This window comes from Lampropedia puyangensis (assembly GCF_004833285.1).
Lineage (GTDB): Bacteria > Pseudomonadota > Gammaproteobacteria > Burkholderiales > Burkholderiaceae_C > Lampropedia > Lampropedia puyangensis.
In genome coordinates this window covers 24,872-43,429 of sequence record NZ_STFG01000015.1, presented here as the reverse complement: position 1 = coordinate 43,429, position 18,558 = coordinate 24,872, and the positions used below count along the sequence as shown (strand labels likewise).

13 protein-coding genes are annotated in these 18,558 nt (G+C 54.7%); 5 read left to right on the top strand and 8 right to left on the bottom strand.

What is annotated here, in order from left to right; all coding sequences use genetic code 11:
* Positions 1-4 precede the first annotated feature (4 nt).
* From E9531_RS12735 to recQ, 4 genes are all read right to left on the bottom strand, one after another.
* Positions 5-1,276 carry an efflux RND transporter periplasmic adaptor subunit gene (locus tag E9531_RS12735; protein ID WP_158291781.1) on the bottom strand — a complete coding sequence of 424 codons (1,272 nt, stop codon included), beginning with the start codon at positions 1,274-1,276 and terminating at the stop codon, positions 5-7.
* A gap of 290 nt (positions 1,277-1,566) precedes the next feature.
* Positions 1,567-2,583, bottom strand: a complete 1,017-nt coding sequence (locus E9531_RS12730; RefSeq protein ID WP_136574149.1) for a GGDEF domain-containing protein — start codon at positions 2,581-2,583, stop codon at positions 1,567-1,569.
* A gap of 350 nt (positions 2,584-2,933) precedes the next feature.
* Positions 2,934-3,680, bottom strand: a complete 747-nt coding sequence (rlmB, locus tag E9531_RS12725) for a 23S rRNA (guanosine(2251)-2'-O)-methyltransferase RlmB (protein WP_136574148.1) — start codon at positions 3,678-3,680, stop codon at positions 2,934-2,936.
* A gap of 307 nt (positions 3,681-3,987) precedes the next feature.
* Positions 3,988-5,865, bottom strand: coding sequence for a DNA helicase RecQ (gene recQ, locus E9531_RS12720; RefSeq protein ID WP_211343434.1), 1,878 nt, complete (start codon positions 5,863-5,865; stop codon positions 3,988-3,990).
* Between the two features lie 248 nt (positions 5,866-6,113).
* Between recQ and E9531_RS12715 the strand changes: the two genes are divergently transcribed.
* Positions 6,114-7,118, top strand: a complete 1,005-nt coding sequence (locus E9531_RS12715) for an AEC family transporter (RefSeq protein WP_425293593.1) — start codon at positions 6,114-6,116, stop codon at positions 7,116-7,118.
* A 389-nt stretch (positions 7,119-7,507) separates the two neighbouring features.
* On the opposite strand, the gene E9531_RS12710 is transcribed toward E9531_RS12715, so the two are convergent.
* From E9531_RS12710 to E9531_RS12695, 4 genes are all read right to left on the bottom strand, one after another.
* Positions 7,508-9,676 (bottom strand): TonB-dependent receptor, encoded by a 2,169-nt coding sequence (locus E9531_RS12710; protein ID WP_136574147.1) that lies wholly within the window; start codon positions 9,674-9,676, stop codon positions 7,508-7,510.
* Positions 9,677-9,867: 191 nt separating this feature from the next.
* Complete coding sequence (locus E9531_RS12705; protein WP_136574189.1) at positions 9,868-11,616, bottom strand: acetyl/propionyl/methylcrotonyl-CoA carboxylase subunit alpha; 1,749 nt, start codon at positions 11,614-11,616, stop codon at positions 9,868-9,870.
* A gap of 5 nt (positions 11,617-11,621) precedes the next feature.
* On the bottom strand, positions 11,622-13,349 hold the full coding sequence (locus E9531_RS12700; RefSeq protein WP_136574146.1) for a 5-oxoprolinase subunit B/C family protein: 1,728 nt from the start codon (positions 13,347-13,349) through the stop codon (positions 11,622-11,624).
* Positions 13,346-14,110, bottom strand: a complete 765-nt coding sequence (locus E9531_RS12695; protein WP_136574145.1) for a LamB/YcsF family protein — start codon at positions 14,108-14,110, stop codon at positions 13,346-13,348. The genes E9531_RS12700 and E9531_RS12695 overlap by 4 nt, the downstream gene beginning before the upstream one ends.
* Before the next feature lie 116 nt (positions 14,111-14,226).
* On the opposite strand from E9531_RS12695, the gene E9531_RS12690 reads away from it, so the two are divergent.
* From E9531_RS12690 to E9531_RS12675, 4 genes are all read left to right on the top strand, one after another.
* Positions 14,227-14,898, top strand: coding sequence for a GntR family transcriptional regulator (locus E9531_RS12690; protein ID WP_136574144.1), 672 nt, complete (start codon positions 14,227-14,229; stop codon positions 14,896-14,898).
* A gap of 609 nt (positions 14,899-15,507) precedes the next feature.
* Positions 15,508-16,491 (top strand): TRAP transporter substrate-binding protein, encoded by a 984-nt coding sequence (locus E9531_RS12685; RefSeq protein ID WP_136574143.1) that lies wholly within the window; start codon positions 15,508-15,510, stop codon positions 16,489-16,491.
* 152 nt (positions 16,492-16,643) lie between these two features.
* Positions 16,644-17,165 (top strand): TRAP transporter small permease, encoded by a 522-nt coding sequence (locus E9531_RS12680; protein ID WP_136574142.1) that lies wholly within the window; start codon positions 16,644-16,646, stop codon positions 17,163-17,165.
* On the top strand, positions 17,158-18,453 hold the full coding sequence (locus E9531_RS12675) for a TRAP transporter large permease (protein ID WP_136574141.1): 1,296 nt from the start codon (positions 17,158-17,160) through the stop codon (positions 18,451-18,453). Before E9531_RS12680 ends, E9531_RS12675 begins: the two co-directional genes overlap by 8 nt.
* Positions 18,454-18,558: the final 105 nt, after the last annotated feature.

Here is an 18,558-nt window from a genome sequence, read left to right as displayed (position 1 = left end):
CTGGTTATTGCGTAACGGAGGCTTGCACGACCTCAGCCTGACGGCCTTCGGCAGACGCCTGTGCGACAGGCTGCGTGGCGCCTGGCGGCGCCAAGGGAACCAAGTCACTGTCTTGCACCCATGCAAGTCTGGCACGCTGACCTGACCGATTGATACGATGCTGCCCCGCAACCATTACCACATCCCCATCGTGAATACCCGAAAGCACTTCCACCCAACCGGGCAAACGCAAGCCCAGTTCCACCGCAACACGCTCACTGCGAAAAACGGTGTCAGAAGGCAATTGTTGCAGATCGCCGCCGGCTTGATCACCCTCCTCCCAAGGGCTGAGGCGAATAACGGCCGCGCCTTGCGCATCGGGCAAGATCGCCTGTTCAGGCACCAGCACAGCTTGGTTGCGCTCTTGCAACGTTAGGCTGACACGGGCAAACATGCCCGGACGCAAGCGCAGCTCCTGATTAGGCAAACTGGCACGTAATGCCACGGAGCGACCTTGGGCGTCGATCAAGGGGTCAATGGCAATCACCGTAGCCGCGAATCGCTCGGTAGGCCAAGCATCAAATTCCAACGCCACCGTTTGCCCTGAACGCAACGAGGCACTCAGACGCTCAGGCAAGCGAAAATCTACATACAGCACATCCATGTCCTGCAACTGCACCAAGGTATCGCCCTCACGCAAGTAGTCGCCAACATGGACATTGCCAATGCCTGCGACCGCATCAAAAGGTGCAGTAATGCGTAAGCGATTGACTTGCGTCTGTGCCAGTGCCCGACGTGCTTGTGTCACCTTCAGGTTCGCGGCACTCTCATCCAATGCGGCTTGGCTGATGAACCCTTTGCCAACCAACTCTTTGTTGCGCTCAAATTGCGCCTTGGCCAGCGCCAGCTCCGCATCAACCTGCTGTAATTGCGCACGCTCCAGCTGGTCATCGAGCTGCAAGAGCAATTGGCCTTTACGCACCCGTTGCCCATCTTTGAAATGCAACGCTGCCACACGACCACTGGCCTCTGGGCGTAAAGTCGTGCTTTGTCGAGAAAGCAAGTTTCCGACCGCTTGGACACTGTCGCGAACAGCATGCGTGCGTGCGCGAGTCACCTCCACTAAGGCAGGTGCAGGCGCTGCAGCAACCGGAGCTACAGATGCTGGAGCAGCAGAATTTTTGACACCTGTAGCTTTTGCAAGCGCCAACTGGCCATGCGGCTGCTGAAGCCACCAAGCGGCAAACACGGCAAGCGCGATGGCCCCCAGCAAAAACACCTTGGTCACTGATCGCATGGCGAAGACCTTTATCCATTCAACAAAAATGAGGAAAAACGAGGGTTGAAACAGGCCTTGAGTACAGTGCATGTATGCGCGCCACGGCGCCTATGACCTGGTCAGTGCACCGAATCGATACCGCATACGATGCAAAAATGGTACCGAAAGGCAGATTTCTAGTACGGCAATAGCAGGTACAGCCAACACCATAGTGGCAATCACCCAGGCAGCAACCAAAACACAGGTCGTTTACCAAATATTTACAACATAGATGCCCGAGCGTTGCTGCACTGCGCGGCTAACATGTTCTAAAGCGCCTTAGCGGCAACCACATCACTCGTGGCATTTACCACCACAGTCTCAGATGGCATTGCAGGAGCGAGCCGATCTGGCGCCCACAATAAAGTCCCGCTGCCACTGGCCTTGGCGGCATACAAGGCCTGATCGGCACGCTGAAAGAGTGAGTCCCAATCCAAGGCCTGCTCAGGAAATTGGCAAACCCCCATGCAGGCTTTAATGTGCAGTTCTTCTTGCTCAATCAAAATGGCCCTGTGCAGGTTCTGCGCGATACGGGCACACACTGCCGCGACCGTGTCAGCGTTGCCAGGTCGGCGCAGCATGACAACAAACTCATCCCCGCCCAAACGGCAAACCAGATCACGTTCACGCACAGACTTGTGCAACCGGTCGCCAAGCCTGCGCAACAGCGCATCTCCTGCGGTATGCCCCAAACGATCGTTGATAGGTTTAAAACCGTCCAAATCAATCAGCACCAGCGCCACTGAATGTTTCTCAGGCCAAATCTCCCGGTCCCACCACTCCTTCAAGGCCCGGCGATTGGCCAACCCCGTCAGCGGATCTTTGTAAGCATACTCGCGCAATTGAAGATGATTTTGCCGAATGGACGTGATGTCCATATAGGTTGTCACGAGCAACTGTTCATCGTGCAGAATTTGCCCGTTTTGCAAAATAGTCTTGAACTCATCATTGCCCGCCCAGATATCCATTTCCTTGGAAAGCAAGGTCGTGGCTTTAACCCCTTTGGCGGCCATCGCTTGCACCAAAAGGTCTCGGAGCAAATCACGCTGCTTTTCGTATCGAACTGTGTCCTCCAGCAATTGATCCATGCTGGAAAAATAGCCTTTTGGGTATCCGAACAATTGATCAAATGCTGCGTTGGCAAACAGCACTTGGCCTTGCGGCAACTGCGTCCACAACACCCCGATGGGCATGGCCTGCATCACCTGCTCCAAATGGGGCAGCAAGAACTTCAAAGGAAGCGAAGCACCTGTATCCATCGCAACACCAGGAGGAAAGTCGATCATCAGAAATCTGCGCCCAAGTCTTTTTACACCTGACTTTTCAACCAAGCCAGGGCCAGGTCAGCAGAAATAATGCAGATCGGATGCACGATGTAGGTTTAAAAATAGCGCCTAGCTGCAAGCGGGCTGAACGGCCAAACCGCCACAAAACAAACCACGGGGCAAGATACCTGGATAAAAAGACAATTGAAAAGTCCCATTACCCAAAAAGGCCGCTGCATCCATTTGGATAGGCGTTGTGCTTGTTTTTTAAGCTAAATCGCGAAAGTGGCGAAGCATAGTGCAAGCACAGAACAAATGCAAATATTTGTTATATCACTTGTGTTCATGTATCGAAATCAATGTCCTCTATCTCACCGGACAGAGCCAATACGCTGACGCAAGGCTTCATACAAACAGACGCCGCTGGCGACCGATACGTTCAGACTTTCCACTGCGCCTTGCATCGGAATGTTGACCAGCTCATCACAAGTTTTTTTGGTCAATTGGCGCATGCCTGGTCCTTCGGCACCCAGCACCAGAGCCGTTGGGGTCGTCATATCAACTTGGTAGACGGTTTTAGGCGCATCTTCGCTAGTGCCAATAACCCAAATATTGCGCTCTTTCAATTCGCCAAGCGTGCGGGCCAGATTGGTCACCATGAAATAAGGTACTGTTTCTGCAGCACCGCTGGCCACCTTCGCAACGGTCGCGTTGATCCCTGCTGCATGGTCTTTCGGGGCGATCACCGCATGCGCGCCCGCACCATCTGCGACCCGCAAACACGCCCCCAAATTATGTGGATCGGTCACCCCATCCAACACCAACAACAACGGCGGCACACTCAAGGTATCCAACAAGTCATCGAGACTGCGGGCCAGTGCAACTTCCTTCACGCGCGCAGCCACGCCCTGGTGCCCATGGCTACCAGCCAGCTTGGCAATGCGCATGCCATCGGCTTCAATCAATCGCACTTGTGCCTCTTGGGCTCGTGCCAGAAACTGCTTCATACGCGCATCGCGGCGGCTAGCATCAAACAGCACCTCAATAACAGAATCAGGAGCTGTCTTGAGTCGCACGGACACCGCATGGAAACCAAAAAGAACTTTGTGTTGGGACATAAAAAGCAACAGTAGAGGAAAACGATGGGAACTCAGAGCGCCCACCTGCAGCGAGGCTCAAACAGGAGTTTTTTTTGTTCAAGAAAACAGCCATGAATACCCACAGGGGTTCAACACATCGTCTGGGCAAGACGGGGGACATTCGCTCGGCAAAGCCTGCACGGACAAAGCATTCTGAGATACCCGAAACGGTCGATGCCACAAAAGCCTGCATGCGCTAAATGCATGGGAGCCAAGGGAGCCGGTGCGCAGTTCACCATGAAATGGGTCGCAAGCATAGCACCGACACCATCAGGCTTGCTCCAGATCACGAGACACTGCCACAGACTTTGAGCAATTCCGAGCCATAAGCATCCAGTTTTTTTTGCCCAACGCCAGAGATTTGGCTTAAAGCGCCCAGTCCAGACGGGTTTTGGGCAGCAATGGCAATCAGCGTGGCATCGTTAAAGACGACATATGCAGGCAACTGATTTTGCTGGGCAACCTCTCGCCGCCAGGCCTTGAGTGCATCCAAACGGTTGCGCGCCGACATATCCAGTGCATCAACGTGCATGCGGTTTGCAGGTGTAGTTTTGGCTATCCGACGCATGCGGCCAGACCCTTTACGTTCAGCGCGCTCGGATAGGCGCAGATGAATATGCTCCTGCCCTGCCAACAAGTTTTTGGCTGCGGGTCCTAGCCGCAAGGTATTAAAAGCCTGGGCATCCGCAACAATGGCGTCACGGGCAACCAACTGCCGCACCACAGCCCCCCATTCCTGTTGCGTCCACTTCTCCCCAATCCCAAACGTACTGAGGTTCTGGTGGTCATACTGCAGCACTTTGTCAGTGGGTTTGCCGCGCAAAATATCAATCAAATGGCCTGCACCGAAATGCATGTCACTTTTTTGCTGCACACGATAGATGCAACTGAGAAACATCAACGATGCTTGCGTGGCGTCCCATGTCTGAGGGGGGTTCAAGCAATTATCACAATTGCCGCATGGCGATGAGTCTTCTCCAAAATACGCCAGCAAGCGCACACGCCTGCAGTCAGTGGTCTCGGCCATGGCCAACAATGCATCAAGTTTGGCCCGCATCACCTGCCGGTAAGCTTCGCTGGCTTGGCTTTGGGGATCATCAATCATGCGGCGCTGGTTCACCACATCGGCCAAACCATAGGTCATCCAAGCATCTGCGGCTTGTCCGTCGCGCCCGGCACGGCCTGTTTCCTGGTAATAGCCTTCGATGTTTTTTGGCATATCCAGATGGGCCACAAATCGCACGTCCGGCTTGTCGATCCCCATGCCAAAAGCAATGGTGGCGGTCATCACCAAACCTTCTTCACGCAAAAAACGGTCTTGGTGGCGCTGGCGCACATCAGCCGGCAGGCCAGCGTGGTATGGCAACGCGTTAATGCCCTGTTGCAACAACCATTCAGCCGTTTCTTCAACTTTTTTACGGCTTTGGCAGTACACAATGCCAGCCTCGTCAGGGTGCTCGTCCTCAATAAACCGCAGCAGTTGTTTGCGCGGATCCGCCTTCTCCACCACTTGGTAGCAAATATTGGGGCGGTCAAAACTACTAACATACACCTGCGCCTGCTGCAGTTGCAGGCGCTCAATGATGTCTTCGCGCGTGATGGCATCTGCCGTCGCGGTCAACGCCATTCTGGGCACCTGCGGATAACGCTGGTGCAGCAAAGCCAGTTGGCGGTACTCTGGCCTGAAGTCATGCCCCCACTGGCTAACACAATGGGCTTCATCAATGGCAAACAAAGCCAGTTGCCCTTTTTGTGCCAAATGGTCCAGAAAATCCAGAAAGTGAGCAGTAGTGATCCGTTCGGGCGCAGCGTACAGCAAGGTAGTCTCGCCACGCCATGCGCGTGACTGCACGGCCTGAACCTGAGCATAGTCCAGCGCTGAATGCAGACAATCGGCCGCAACCCCCACCTCCTGCAAGGCTCGTACTTGGTCGTGCATCAACGCGATCAAGGGAGAAACCACAATCGTCAATCCCTGCCCATTGCTGCGCCGTGCAATCGCCGGAATCTGGTAGCACAAGGATTTGCCACCACCCGTGGGCATCAGCACCAGCGCGTCGTCCCCGGCGATGGCTCCTGCCACGATATCTGCCTGTAAGCCGCGAAAACGTGGATAGCCAAATACCTGCTGCAAAATCTGCAGCGCTTGTTGAGAGAAAGACACGAAAACCTATACCTCAATCGAGAAATACACACCCATACACACCCCTTCATGCATGCATATCCAACACGCAGCCCCATCACGGTTGTGACGTATGAGACAAATGCATCCACCCGTTGAATGCAAAGAGACCAAAGCCCGATATTATCGGGCCGTCATCACACACCAGCACTGACTGCAGACCCGGCATGCCTTTATGCACTCCACGCATGCCGTTTTATACAGGCACTGTATTTTGCAAAAGGAACCCTGTGTCATTGGTTTTTTCCATCATCTTTCCGGTATTTGGATTGATTTTTGCAGGCTATGCCTGTCGGCGAATCGGCTTGCTCGGCCCTGCAGCTGCGGCTGAACTGAACCGCTTCGTTGTGTGGTTGGCATTGCCTGCCATGCTCTTCCAGATCATGGTCAAAGCCCAGTGGAGCGCGCTGTATCAACCCGCATTCACTGCCGCTTTCGCCTGTGCAGGCTTGGGGCTTTTCGCCTTAGTGGCCTGCGTGCAATGCTGGCGTGGCAAGCCACTGACAGACGCCAGCGTGGACGCGTTGTCTGCTGCGTACCCCAACACCGGCTATATGGGTTTTCCATTGACCTTGATGCTCTTTGGTGCAGATTCCATGGTCCCTACCACCATTGCCACCATGCTGGTGGTGTGCGTCATGTTCGGCCTGGCTATAGCATTGATGGAGTCAGCGCAGGCAGCCCAACACCCCGGTACAAAGCTACACCTGCGACTGCTTCACATCCTGTGGTCACTTTTGAAAAACCCGCTCATTGCATCACCACTGCTAGGCATTGCAGTAGGCACACTGGACGGGCCACTGCCTGCAAGCATCGATACCTTTTTGTCTATGTTGGCGGCCGCTGCAAGCCCTTGTGCCTTGGTCAGTCTGGGGTTGTTTTTGGCCAGCTACCATGTCAAACACACGGCCCAAGCCCCTTCACATGCCCCCCCTCCAGAAGCCACTCAAGAGACATCCACGGCATGGATGCTGACTGCACTCAAACTACTGGCTTTGCCTGCCATCACATGGGCGGTGTCCACATGGGTGTTTCAGCTTTCTGCCACACAAGTCCACATAGCCGTTCTGCTGTCTGCTTTGCCCACCGGTACAGGCCCCTACATGCTCGCGGACATGTACCAACGCGCTGGTGCAATAACGGCGCGCACTGTTTTGTATTCAACGCTCCTCTCAATAGCCACATTAAGTGCATTGATCCAGTGGATTTTGCAGGCCCCAACAGCAGCCGCCTAACACTGAGCAAGCTCAGCCTTAAGGGCTGTAGAGCGGGTTGGAGCAAAACATAACCCACCGTTGGTTGATCAACTATGCTGCAGCGAAAATCAGAAGGCGGGTCTTGACCCGCCCTACGTTACCTGCCATATCCGTGGTAGAGCAACGGCCGTTCTCCACACGCGCAGTGGAAAACGTTGTGGATAACGTGTTCCCCCCTTTGGGATGGCCCTATGTAGCCAGATGCCTTGCTCAAATATTAAGCACACCGGTCATGCTGTCAGCTCTTGGGGTGCAAAAACATTCTTGTAACGCCCCAAATAGTAAAAGGCACTCGCGCCAGTTGACTGGCCCAAGCGCCTTCTACATCCTCGATCTGCATTTACATGCGTAAATGCCTGCCCAAGCGGTTAAAACAGGTAATTTGCACTTAGCAGGAATGTACGCGGAGCTCCTGGCATGGAACTGTCACGCCAATAGCGTTTGTCGGCCAGGTTGGTTACTGCCAGAGTCACCGTCCAAGGCAATGGCCTCCAGCCGATCGACGCATCCCAGCGGGCATACCCTGCGCGCTGGCTGGTGTTGGCCAAACTCGTGTAGGACTCGCCACGATACGTGACCCCCAATTCACCATACCAATCGTTGCGCGGAACGAAACGCACAAAGGCATTACCGGTCTTGCGCGCCGTATTGGCCAGCTGCTTACCTTCGTTGGCAGGCGTTGCGGCATCGCTCACCACAATGGCTTTTTGTACCCCCACACCACTGCGTACGTACCAATGGGGCGCCACTTGTCCGGTCAAGCTGGCTTCAATACCGCGTGAGCGCTCATTGCCTCGAACTGCCCAAGTGTAGGGGTCATTTTCTGCATCCGGCTGGTAGCGAACGTTGTACTTCTCTAGGTTGTAAACCGCCACTTGGGTCGAGAAACGGTTGCCAAGCCAATCGCTTTTAACCCCCACTTCATATTGGCGAGAGTACTGTGGTTCTGTATCAAAAACCGCGTCTTCGTTCACTGAAACGCCCAATGTGCCACGGCCTCCGTAAGGCGAGAAATTTTTGCTGTAGGAGGCATAAAGACTGTGCTGCTCGACGGGCTGCCAAATCAAGCCCACGCGAGGACTGACGGTGCTCCCACTATAGGAGCGCATGCCATTGGTGATGAGGTTGTGGGATCTAAAGCTGTAGCTGTCCCAGCGCAAACCTGCCATCACCTTCCACTGTGTAGTCAGACTCATCAAGTCTTGCACATAAAGTGCATGGGCTTTGGCACGATGGCGGTTAGAGGTCTTGGCTGGACCATAAGGGAGTTTACTGTCCGTCCACACCGGGTTATAAGGGTCAACCCCTGCGGTGTAGGCCATGGCAGGATCTGAATTGGTGGCCGACGTGGACAAATCAGGATTGCGTTTTTCCTGTGTCGACTCTACCCCCACCAGCAGCTCGTGCTCAATCCCAAACGTTTGAGCCTTGCCCGTCACATCAATGGCGTTACTCAACGTGCGGTTGCTGGTCACTTGCCAAGCGCGCGTAAAAGTCATCAAGCCAGGGGTATTGCAACGTGCGCCATTGCTGTAGCGAGTGCCATCGGGTTTGCAATAATTGCCTCCGTATAGATGGTCAAAATCCTGGTTGGCCTCATGTAAACCCAGCGTCCATTTGGCCGACCAGCCATTGCCAAAGTCGTACCCCAAGACAGAACGGAACATCTCCATTTGATCTTCAACGTAATCATCGGGATGGGCATACGCCGTGCGGTACGACACATCTGGCGGCAAGTTGTTGTATGAGGGCGCACGATCAGGCCGACGCCAAACGCTATCCCAAGTGTATTGCCCCAACCATGTCAAGCCTTGATGGTTGTCATACGCGATACTGGGCGAGACCATTTTGTTGCGGCTCTTGATGCCGCGACGAAAACTATCTGCCTGTTCATAGTCAGCCGTCAAACGCACAGCCACGTTGTCGCTCACGACCCGATTCACATCCAAAGTCCCCCCCCGGTTGCCGTAAGACCCCAGACGCAATCCCAGGCTGCTGACCGCATCGAAGTTGGCCTGCTTGCTGATCATATTGACCACACCACCACCAGCGCCGCGCCCATACAACACGGCGGCAGGCCCCTTGAGAATTTCAATACGTTCGATATTGGCAGTGCTGCGGCGAATCTGGCCACTGGTGCGAATGCCATCACGGTACATGTCGCCTGAATCGGCACTGAAGCCACGAATCAATACGCCTTCGCCACGCATGTCGTAAGTGGTATCTACTCCAGGTACACCATCGAGTAAGACGCTCAAGTCATTGATGCCATAGACCTTGTACTTGCTGACCTCCAGCGTTGTCACTGTTTGAGGAACATCCTTGGTGTCCAACTGGGTCTTAGTGGCTGTCGATACGGTTTTGGGCCTGCTGTCATCAAGATCCAGCGCATCGGCGGTCACGGTGACCTCATTCAATGCCTGCCCGCCCTCTTCTTGCGCAGCAGGCGTCTGAGTCTGTGCATAGCTTGCACATGCCATCGCAATCAAAGTTAATGCTGTTGCGAATGGTTTGACATCTTTGCAATTGACGCTCATACGCGCATCCTTATGGATAAAAATAAAGCGCGAATTATGTCAAAACATAGTAAATACAAGAATCATTACCATTCAATAAAAAGGCAATGATGCTTAAAACAGACAAAAAAACGCACCACTTGTTAGCGATGCGTTGCTTCTTATAAACAGGAAAAACCCAAAGAAGAGAGCTAAGCCCTATTGGATATTTCTCAACGAATTTCTGCCACTACCGTGCCGGCAGTGAGCAATTGCCCTTGCTCTTGTTTGTGGTGCAGCGTTCCTGCATGGTGCGCGGTAATGGCGGTTTCCATTTTCATGGCCTCCATCACAGCAATCACATCACCAGCTTCCACGCTCTGCCCATCATCGCAGTTCCATGCCAGTAAGGTGCCACTAACTGGTGCGACCACACTGCCCTCAGGCAATGCCGCTGCACTAGCCTGCGGCGCACTGGCCACCAAGCCTGCACCAGCGCCTGCTGTATTAGCAGCAGCCAGACCCGCCAGCAATTGAGATGGCAATCCAAGCGTGACCCGTTTGCCGTCAATTTCAATAAAGGTGCGCTGCAGGCTTTGCTCACTTGGGCTGTCTGCCCTTGGCGCAATCGCCACGCGCTGCGCAAACACAGTTTCAATCCAGCGCGTGTGCACCTTGAATCCTTCTTGCGCAGTAAAGTCTGGCTCTTCCAAGACTGCACGGTGGAAGGGCAGCACACTGGCAACCCCTTCAATCTGGAATTCACGCAGCGCCCTGCGGGCTCGGCAAATGGCCTGCTCACGCGTGGCGCCCGTGACAATCAATTTGGCCATCATCGAATCGAATGTGCCGGGAATCGTGCTGCCCTGCTCTACGCCTGTATCCAACCGAATACCCGGACCTGAAGGTGCTTTGAATACAGTGATCGTGCCAGGCGTTGGCAAATAGCCGCGTCCAGCATCTTCAGCATTGATACGGAATTCAATGCTGTGCCCGCGCGGCATGGGGGCACAGGTAAATGACAAAGGCAAGCCATCTGCAATGCGCAGTTGCTCTACCACCAGATCAATTCCTGCCGTTTCTTCCGTTACAGGGTGCTCAACCTGCAAACGCGTATTGACTTCAAGAAACGAGATTTGCCCCTCTTTGCTGAGCAAAAATTCCACTGTCCCCGCACTGACATAACCCGCCTGCGCGCAAATCGCTTGTGCCGCCTCGTGAATGCGGTGGCGTTGCGCATCGCTCAAAAAGGGGGCGGGAGCTTCTTCCACCAGCTTTTGGTTGCGCCGTTGCAAAGAGCAATCGCGTGTCCCCACCACTACCACATGCCCGTGCGTATCAGCCAGCACCTGTGCCTCAATATGGCGAGGCTGGTCAAGAAACTGCTCGATAAAGCACTCCCCGCGCCCAAACGCGGTCACGGCTTCACGCACAGCAGACTCATACAGCTCCGCGACTTCATCCATGCGCCAAGCGACTTTCAAACCACGACCACCTCCTCCAAAAGCAGCTTTGATGGCAATAGGAAGCCCATGCTCTGCCGCAAAGGCAACAACTTCGCGGGCATCTTGCACAGGCTCAGGCGTACCCGCTACCAGCGGCGCGCCAACCTGTTGCGCAATTTTGCGCGCGGCCACCTTGTCGCCCAATGCTTCAATGGTTTCTGGGTTAGGGCCAATCCAAACCAGCCCGGCTTGCAGCACAGCGCGCGCAAACTCTGCCCGCTCAGACAAGAAGCCATAACCAGGGTGCACCGCATCGGCTCCACTGCGCTTGGCAATCTCGAGCAGCTTCTCAATGCTCAAATATGTCTCTGCCGGGCGCTGGCCTTGCAGGGCATAGGCCTCGTCAGCATTTCGCACATGCAGCGCGTCGGCATCAGCATCGGCATAGACAGCCACCGACTGCACGCCGTAATCTGCACAGGCACGCGCAATACGCACGGCAATCTCGCCTCGATTGGCAATCAATACTTTACGAATCATCGTCAAACTCCTTCAAAACCATCCATACCGCGCACGACAAATGGCTGCATCAGCCTGAAACGTACTCTTGCACCAGGTGGTATCTGTGCCGCCAAATCCAAATGGTGCGAAGCCACCGCCCCCACAACGGGGTAGCCCCCTGTTAAAGGGTGATCGGCCAAAAACAGCACTGGCTGGCCATTGGCAGGCACTTGCAAGGCCCCAACCACCGTTCCTTCACTGGGCAATTCCGCGCCAAGAAAATCTGCTTGGCGTGTCAGGGGAATCTCCCCAGCCAAACGAATGCCCACGCGATTGGACTGCGCCGTCACCTCCCACACCTGCTCTGTCAGCAATGCCAGTGATGCCGCAGTAAACCAATTGGTGCGAGGGCCCAGCACAATATCGAGTGCCACTTCATCGCCCACTTTGGGCCACTGGCTAAGTGGCTCAGCTGTGTTGTGAAGGGCTGGCCGCTCTGTGCCACAGGGCAGTTGCACTGCCTGCAACGCCGAAACAGCAACGCTCTGCCCCACTGAAAGCAGATCCCCCGCCAGCAAGGGCGCAGGCCCTACCCCGGCCAACGTATCTGTTGCGCAACTGTCAAGCACTGGGGCTACATCAAACCCACCACGCACAGCGATATAGCAGCGCAAGCCTGCCGTCGTTGGACCCAGCCTGAAGCAATCGCCTGCGTCAAGCGCCAACGCTTGGTCTTGCGCCATCTCCAGCACAGCACCATTGGCTGTAGTCACTTGTACGCTTGCACGTGCCCCTGTGATGGCCACCAAGGCCGGACCATGGCAGCGCCATTGCACACCGCCCATCACGTTTTCAAGTACGGGCGTATCAACCGGATTGCCAACCAAACGGTTGGCTTCGCGCATGGCCAAACGGTCCAACGCGCCAGAAGCAGAAACACCCATGCCAGTCTTGCCAGTTCGGCCCAGATCCTGAAAGAGTGTTTGCAAGCCAACAGACTGCATCTGCCATGTACTGCCGCCCGACAAAGGCGATGCGGACGTGCCACCGTCGCATGCCTTGGCGCCGTGACTCGATTTTTTTTCAGGCACCACTGCGGGGAAAGAAACCACCACGTTCGCCGTGGCAGTAGCATCCACAAACCGTACGCGAAAGCCCGGTTGCACCAGCGCTGGCTCGGGTCTGCTCAAGTCCCACATTGCCTGCGTTGTGGTACCAATCAATTGCCATCCGCCTGGGCTGTCTTTCGGGTAGACCGCACTGAAATGCCCCGCTAACGCGACCGAACCCGCAGGCACTTTGGTGCGTGGCGACGGCAGGCGTGGAATATGGTCAAAACTTGGGTGCCCTCCTGCCAAATAGACAAAACCTGGAGCGAAACCAGCAAACGCAGCTTGATAGTCGCACCCCGTATGGCGAGCGATCAATTCAGCAGGTGTGAGTTGCAACAATTCCGCCAAGGCATGCAAGTCTGCCCCGTCGTACACGACAGGAATCTCCACCAAACGTTCAGACACCGTTGGACTATTCTGGCCTGCGACATTGGCTTGCAGTCGCAATACCTGTTGCTTAACCTGCTGCCATACCCGCTCTGCAGTGGTTTGGTAAGCTGCAAATTCCAACAGAATGGTACGCGCAGCAGGCACCATATCCTGTACACCAACCGGGCGCTCTGCCTGCAAGGCATCAAACAGCGCCAAGGTCTGACTCAAATCATCAAGCTCGACCAAAATAGCCCGATCACTGGCGGGAAAGCAACGGACATTCATCGCTGTCCACCAGGCACAAAGGATTGCAGTGCCACGCCTGCGACCTCCAGCGTTACGCGCACTTGCTGGGCCATGGCGACTGCGCCTGGACTATCGCCATGCACACAGATAGAGTCGGCCTTCAACGCGACCAAAGAACCATCGATTGCCTCGATCTGGCCACTCTCCACCAAGCGCAGCATGCGTTGCGCCACCAACTGAGGATCATGCAGCACAGCGCCCTTTTCGCGGCGCGACACCAGTGTTCCTTGCGGGGTGTACGCCCGGTCGGCAAAGGCTTCAGCCACTGTCGCCAGGCCTCGATCCTGCGCCCACTGCAAAACCGGAGTACCTGCCAACCCCATCAACACCAATGAAGAGTCAATGGACAGCATTGCAGATATCACGTCATCCGCTTGGCGTTTGTCATGTGCAATGGTGTTGTACAAGGCGCCGTGCGGCTTTACGTAACGCACACGCGTTCCCGCGGCTGCGGCCAAACCTTGCAAAGCGCCAATCTGATAGACGACATCAGCCACCAGTTCTGCGCTGCTAGGATCCATGTTGCGGCGGCCAAATCCCACCAGATCTGGGTAGCCCACATGCGCGCCCACCACAACACCACGCGCCGCTGCGGCGCGCAAAGTCGTCAAAATTCCAGCAGGATCCCCGGCATGAAACCCACAAGCCACGTTGGCACTGGTGACCACATCGAGCATGGTGGCGTCATCGCCCATACGCCAAGCCCCAAAACTCTCACCTAAATCACTGTTCAAATCCATACCGATTCCCTAAGATGACGTTTTTTCAAACAAACACAACTACGATTGTTGAGCAATCTCCGTGCCCAGTTTGAGCACCACAAGAAATTTTGCTCACCCATTTCACGTTTTACCGTATGAGCCCTCGCCACTTCACCGCTCCCACGCCCGTTACCAGCCTCACCGAAACGGTCGCGGAGCAAATTCGCCAGCAATTGATTTTGGGCAAGTTGCGCGCGGGGCAGCACCTCTCGGAAGCAGCCTTGAGCGAGCAACTGAATATCTCCCGCAACACCTTGCGCGAGGTATTCCGCGTTTTGATTAAAGAGGGCCTGCTGCACCACGAGCCTAACCGGGGGGTTTCCGTGGTGGTGCCCAGCATGGCCGACATCATTGATATCTATCGCGTCCGGCGACTGATTGAATGCCAGGCATTGGCGCAAGCCTGGCCGCGCCACCCCGCGCATCGGCTGATGAAAGAAGCCATTGCGCAAGCCCTCGCAGCCAGACAAACAGGAGACTGGATCGCGGTGGGCTCGGCCAACATGGCTTTTCATGCGGGCATTGTGGCTTTGGCTGATAGTGAGCGTCTCTCGGCCATGTTCTCTGATATTGCTGCAGAACTGCGGTTGGCGTTCGGCTTGCTCAACGATGCAGAATACCTGCACGCCCCCTATGTTGAACAAAACAGCAAACTCCTTGCGCTGTTTGAAACCGACTCCCCAGCCATTGCGGCCAAAGCGCTGGAAGAATACCTGATCCAATCCGAGCGGATGGTGCTGGCCGTTTATGCGCGCAGGGTTGAATAAACAGTTCCTGCCGCGCCTGGCTACACCCTTATAGCCATCGGCCCACTTTGTAATACGGGTTAACCACACTCCTGCTCGCCAGACGGTTTTACCCTTGGACACGCGCGCAGTTGTGCCTGTGTCAGGGCCATAGCGCAAACGCATGACCAGACACGCCGTTGGCGCCAGCTTAACTAATGGCACCGTGCCAACCTCTGCGCAACAAACACGCGCTGGGCGCGCCTTCGCGCTCAGCATCGTTTTGCCGAAATGCACCAAACTGAATCCTCGCTGCGCTAAATTGAATCACCCATGCACCTTATTTGGTTGAACAATCTTCATTCAATCAATGAACATAGTGAAAATATACTCTCTACGATATTTATTGCATTGTTGATTACCCCAATCGACATTGCCACAACAAAGTGTTAATTTTGCATGGCATTCAAATTGCTACAGTGAAGTGCAAGCCTGCAATAGCCCCATGAATCTTGTAGTGATATCAAGCCAAGCGCGAACGCAGTGCTGTTGAACGCAAAGAGGACTTAATGCGTAGGCACCAAACCCCGCCAAGTCCAGTATTTGTCTCGTTGCCATTCTTTTTGCTATTGAAACTGAGAAGGAATCACCATGAAACGACGTACCCTCCTTGCTACAGCCACCTTGGTTGCAGCTATGGGCGCCAGCCTCACTGCACAAGCACAAACCAAGTGGGATTTGGCATCGGCCTATGCCACGTTCAATTTCCACACGGAAAACTTGGTTCAATTCACCAAAGAGGTGGCTGCAGCAACCAACAACCAGCTGCAAATCACAGCCCATCCTGGCGCATCCTTGTTCAAAGCACCTGAAATCAAACGTGCTGTTCAAGGCGGGCAAGCCCAAGCTGGTGAATTTTTCATGGTCAGCTTCCAAAACGAGTGGCCATTGTTCGGCGCCGATGGACTTCCATTCCTCGTAGGGAGCTATGACGACGCATTCAAGCTTTACCAAGCGCAAAAGCCGCTGCTGCAAAAAAAGCTGGATGAACAAGGCATGGTGCTGCTCTACGCGGTGGCATGGCCTCCACAAGGCATTTACACCAAAAAACCCATCGAATCTGCGGCTGATCTCAAAGGTTTGAAATGGCGTGTCTATAGCCCCACTACTGCGCGTATCGGCGAGCTGGTTGGCGCACAACCCGTCACCATTCAAGAAGCCGAACTCTCACAAGCCCTAGCCACTGGCGTGGTAGAGGGTTTGATCACCTCCAGCTCAACTGGTGCAGACAACAAACTGTATGAGAACCTGAGCTACTACTACAACGTACAAGCCTGGATTCCTAAAAATGCCGTGGTCGCCAACAAACGCGCCTTCAGCCGCTTGGATGCCGCCACACAAGAAGCCGTCATGAAAGCAGCTGCCACAGCCGAAGAGCGTGGCTGGAAACGGTCGCAAGAAGTGGATGCCCAATCGATTGCCATTTTGAAAGAAAACGGCCTCAAGGTTGAGGCACCAAGTGCCCAGCTCAAAGCAGATCTGGCCAAGATCGGCGAGACCGTGCTCGAAGAGTGGACCAAAGCCGCAGGCGCAGAAGGCCAACAAATGCTGGATGCGTACAAGGCCAGCAAATAACCAGGGGCGATGGTCGCTACTGTGGGCACAGCACGGTAGCGCAGAACAGTAAGCGGCTCATGACAACAACTGGCCAACGCTTCTGCGCTACCTGTATCTCGCCCATAGCAGGCTTTGCCTCGATATGAATGCATGCAAAGGAGAACTGCATCGTGCGGAAATTGCTCAACGGCCTGTACACCACTAGTGGGTGGTTAGCTGGTCTTGCGATGGTGGGAGTGTTGGCGATGGTCTTGCTCACCATCGTCAGCCGTATGTTTGGCTTTTCAGCCCCTGGTACTGATGCCTATGCGGGCTATGCCATGGCAGGCGCAGGATTTTTAGCGCTCGCCAGCACACTGAAAAAAGGAGAGCACATTCGCGTGACCTTGGTGCTCGGTATGCTCAAAGGCAGTGCGCGTAAAAGCCTGGAAATGGCCGCATTGAGCATTGCTGTTTTTCTATCTGGATTTCTGGCCTTCTACTCAGCTCGGCTGGTCTGGGAGTCCTACCAATTCAAGGATATTTCCACCGGTATTGACGCCACGCCCATGTGGATTCCCCAAATCGTCATGGCCGTTGGCACATTCATTTTTTTCATCGCGTTTATAGATGAATGGGTGCTGGAACTGATGAATAAGCGCCGAGCACAAGATACCGAGACCGTCAGCATCAAGGAGCCTCCACATGAGTGAAATTGCCATCAGTATCACCTTGCTGGTCGTGCTGTTTGCCCTGCTAGGCGGTGGCGTCTGGGTCGGCTTGACGTTAGCAGGCGTAGCTTGGTTTGGTATGGAAGTGCTTACTGGTCGCCCTGCAGGGGACGCCATGGCCATGACCATCTGGGGTTCTGCCAGTAGTTGGACCTTGACGGCCCTGCCCCTGTTCGTATGGATGGGTGAAATTCTCTACCGCACCAACCTCTCGGAAAACATGTTTCGAGGCCTGGCGCCATGGGTCAACGCCCTGCCGGGGCGTTTACTGCACACCAACGTGATTGGTTGCACGATTTTTGCGTCCGTCTCCGGCTCATCGGCCGCCACCTGCGCGACTGTAGGCAAGATGAATATCCCAGAGTTGCGCAAGCGTGGCTATCCCGACGCACAAATCATTGGCTCCTTAGGAGGCCCCGCCACCTTAGGCCTGTTGATCCCGCCCTCTATCATTTTGATAGTGTATGGCGTTGCAGCTGAAGTCTCCATCTCCAAACTGTTCATGGCCGGCGTACTGCCAGGGCTGATGCTAGCTGTGCTGTTCTCAGGCTGGATCATGGCATGGGCCTTGCTGAACCCCAACAAAGTCCCCAAAGCCGATGCCAACATCAGCTTCAAGCAAAAAGTGTATGAAACTCGGCACTTAATCCCTGTTGTATTACTCATTGCCAGTGTGGTTGCAAGTATTTACAGCGGTATTGCTACAGCAACGGAAGCTGCTGCGGTAGGCGTAGCCGGTGCGCTGGTGCTGTCTGCATCTCAGAAAGCCCTGACATGGAAATCATTCCGTGACTCTTTGCTAGGTGCCACACGGTTGTATTGCATGATCGCACTCATCTTGGCAGGGGCTGCGTTCATGACGTTGTCGATGGGCTATATCGGCCTGCCACGCCAATTGGCAACCTATGTGGGCAGTCTGAACCTCTCACCGGCCATGCTGATTGTTGTCTTGGGCATTTTCTACATCCTGATCGGCTGCTTTCTCGATGGTATTTCCACGATTGTGCTGACCATGGCCGTAGTGCTTCCCATCATAAAAACAGCGGGCATTGATCCACTCTGGTTCGGTATTTTCCTGGTCATCACTGTTGAAACTGCACAAATCACCCCCCCGGTGGGCTTTAACCTCTTTGTGCTGCAAAGCATGACTGGCAAAGAAATCACCTACATCGCAAAAGTGTGCGCGCCATATTTCTTCCTGATGGTGCTGGCCTTGGTGTTGCTGTGGTTTGCACCGGGTATCGTGACTTGGTTGCCTAGCCACATGTAAGAACGTCCGCTGGCTCTAAGCGCTTGCTCGCAATAGCCATTGCTTGGCACAAGAAAAAGCCCTCCTCCCTTATCAAGGGTTGAGGGCTTTGCTTTGACCCAATAT

Coding starts and splice junctions, on each gene's coding strand:
- E9531_RS12735 (WP_158291781.1), bottom strand. CDS start 1,276: ATGCGATCAGTGACCAAGGTGTTTTTGCTGGGGGCCATCGCGCTTGCC.
- E9531_RS12730 (WP_136574149.1), bottom strand. CDS start 2,583: ATGATCGACTTTCCTCCTGGTGTTGCGATGGATACAGGTGCTTCGCTT.
- rlmB (WP_136574148.1), bottom strand. CDS start 3,680: ATGTCCCAACACAAAGTTCTTTTTGGTTTCCATGCGGTGTCCGTGCGA.
- E9531_RS12710 (WP_136574147.1), bottom strand. CDS start 9,676: ATGAGCGTCAATTGCAAAGATGTCAAACCATTCGCAACAGCATTAACT.
- E9531_RS12700 (WP_136574146.1), bottom strand. CDS start 13,349: ATGAATGTCCGTTGCTTTCCCGCCAGTGATCGGGCTATTTTGGTCGAG.
- E9531_RS12695 (WP_136574145.1), bottom strand. CDS start 14,110: ATGGATTTGAACAGTGATTTAGGTGAGAGTTTTGGGGCTTGGCGTATG.
- E9531_RS12690 (WP_136574144.1), top strand. CDS start 14,227: ATGAGCCCTCGCCACTTCACCGCTCCCACGCCCGTTACCAGCCTCACC.
- E9531_RS12685 (WP_136574143.1), top strand. CDS start 15,508: ATGAAACGACGTACCCTCCTTGCTACAGCCACCTTGGTTGCAGCTATG.
- E9531_RS12675 (WP_136574141.1), top strand. CDS start 17,158: ATGAGTGAAATTGCCATCAGTATCACCTTGCTGGTCGTGCTGTTTGCC.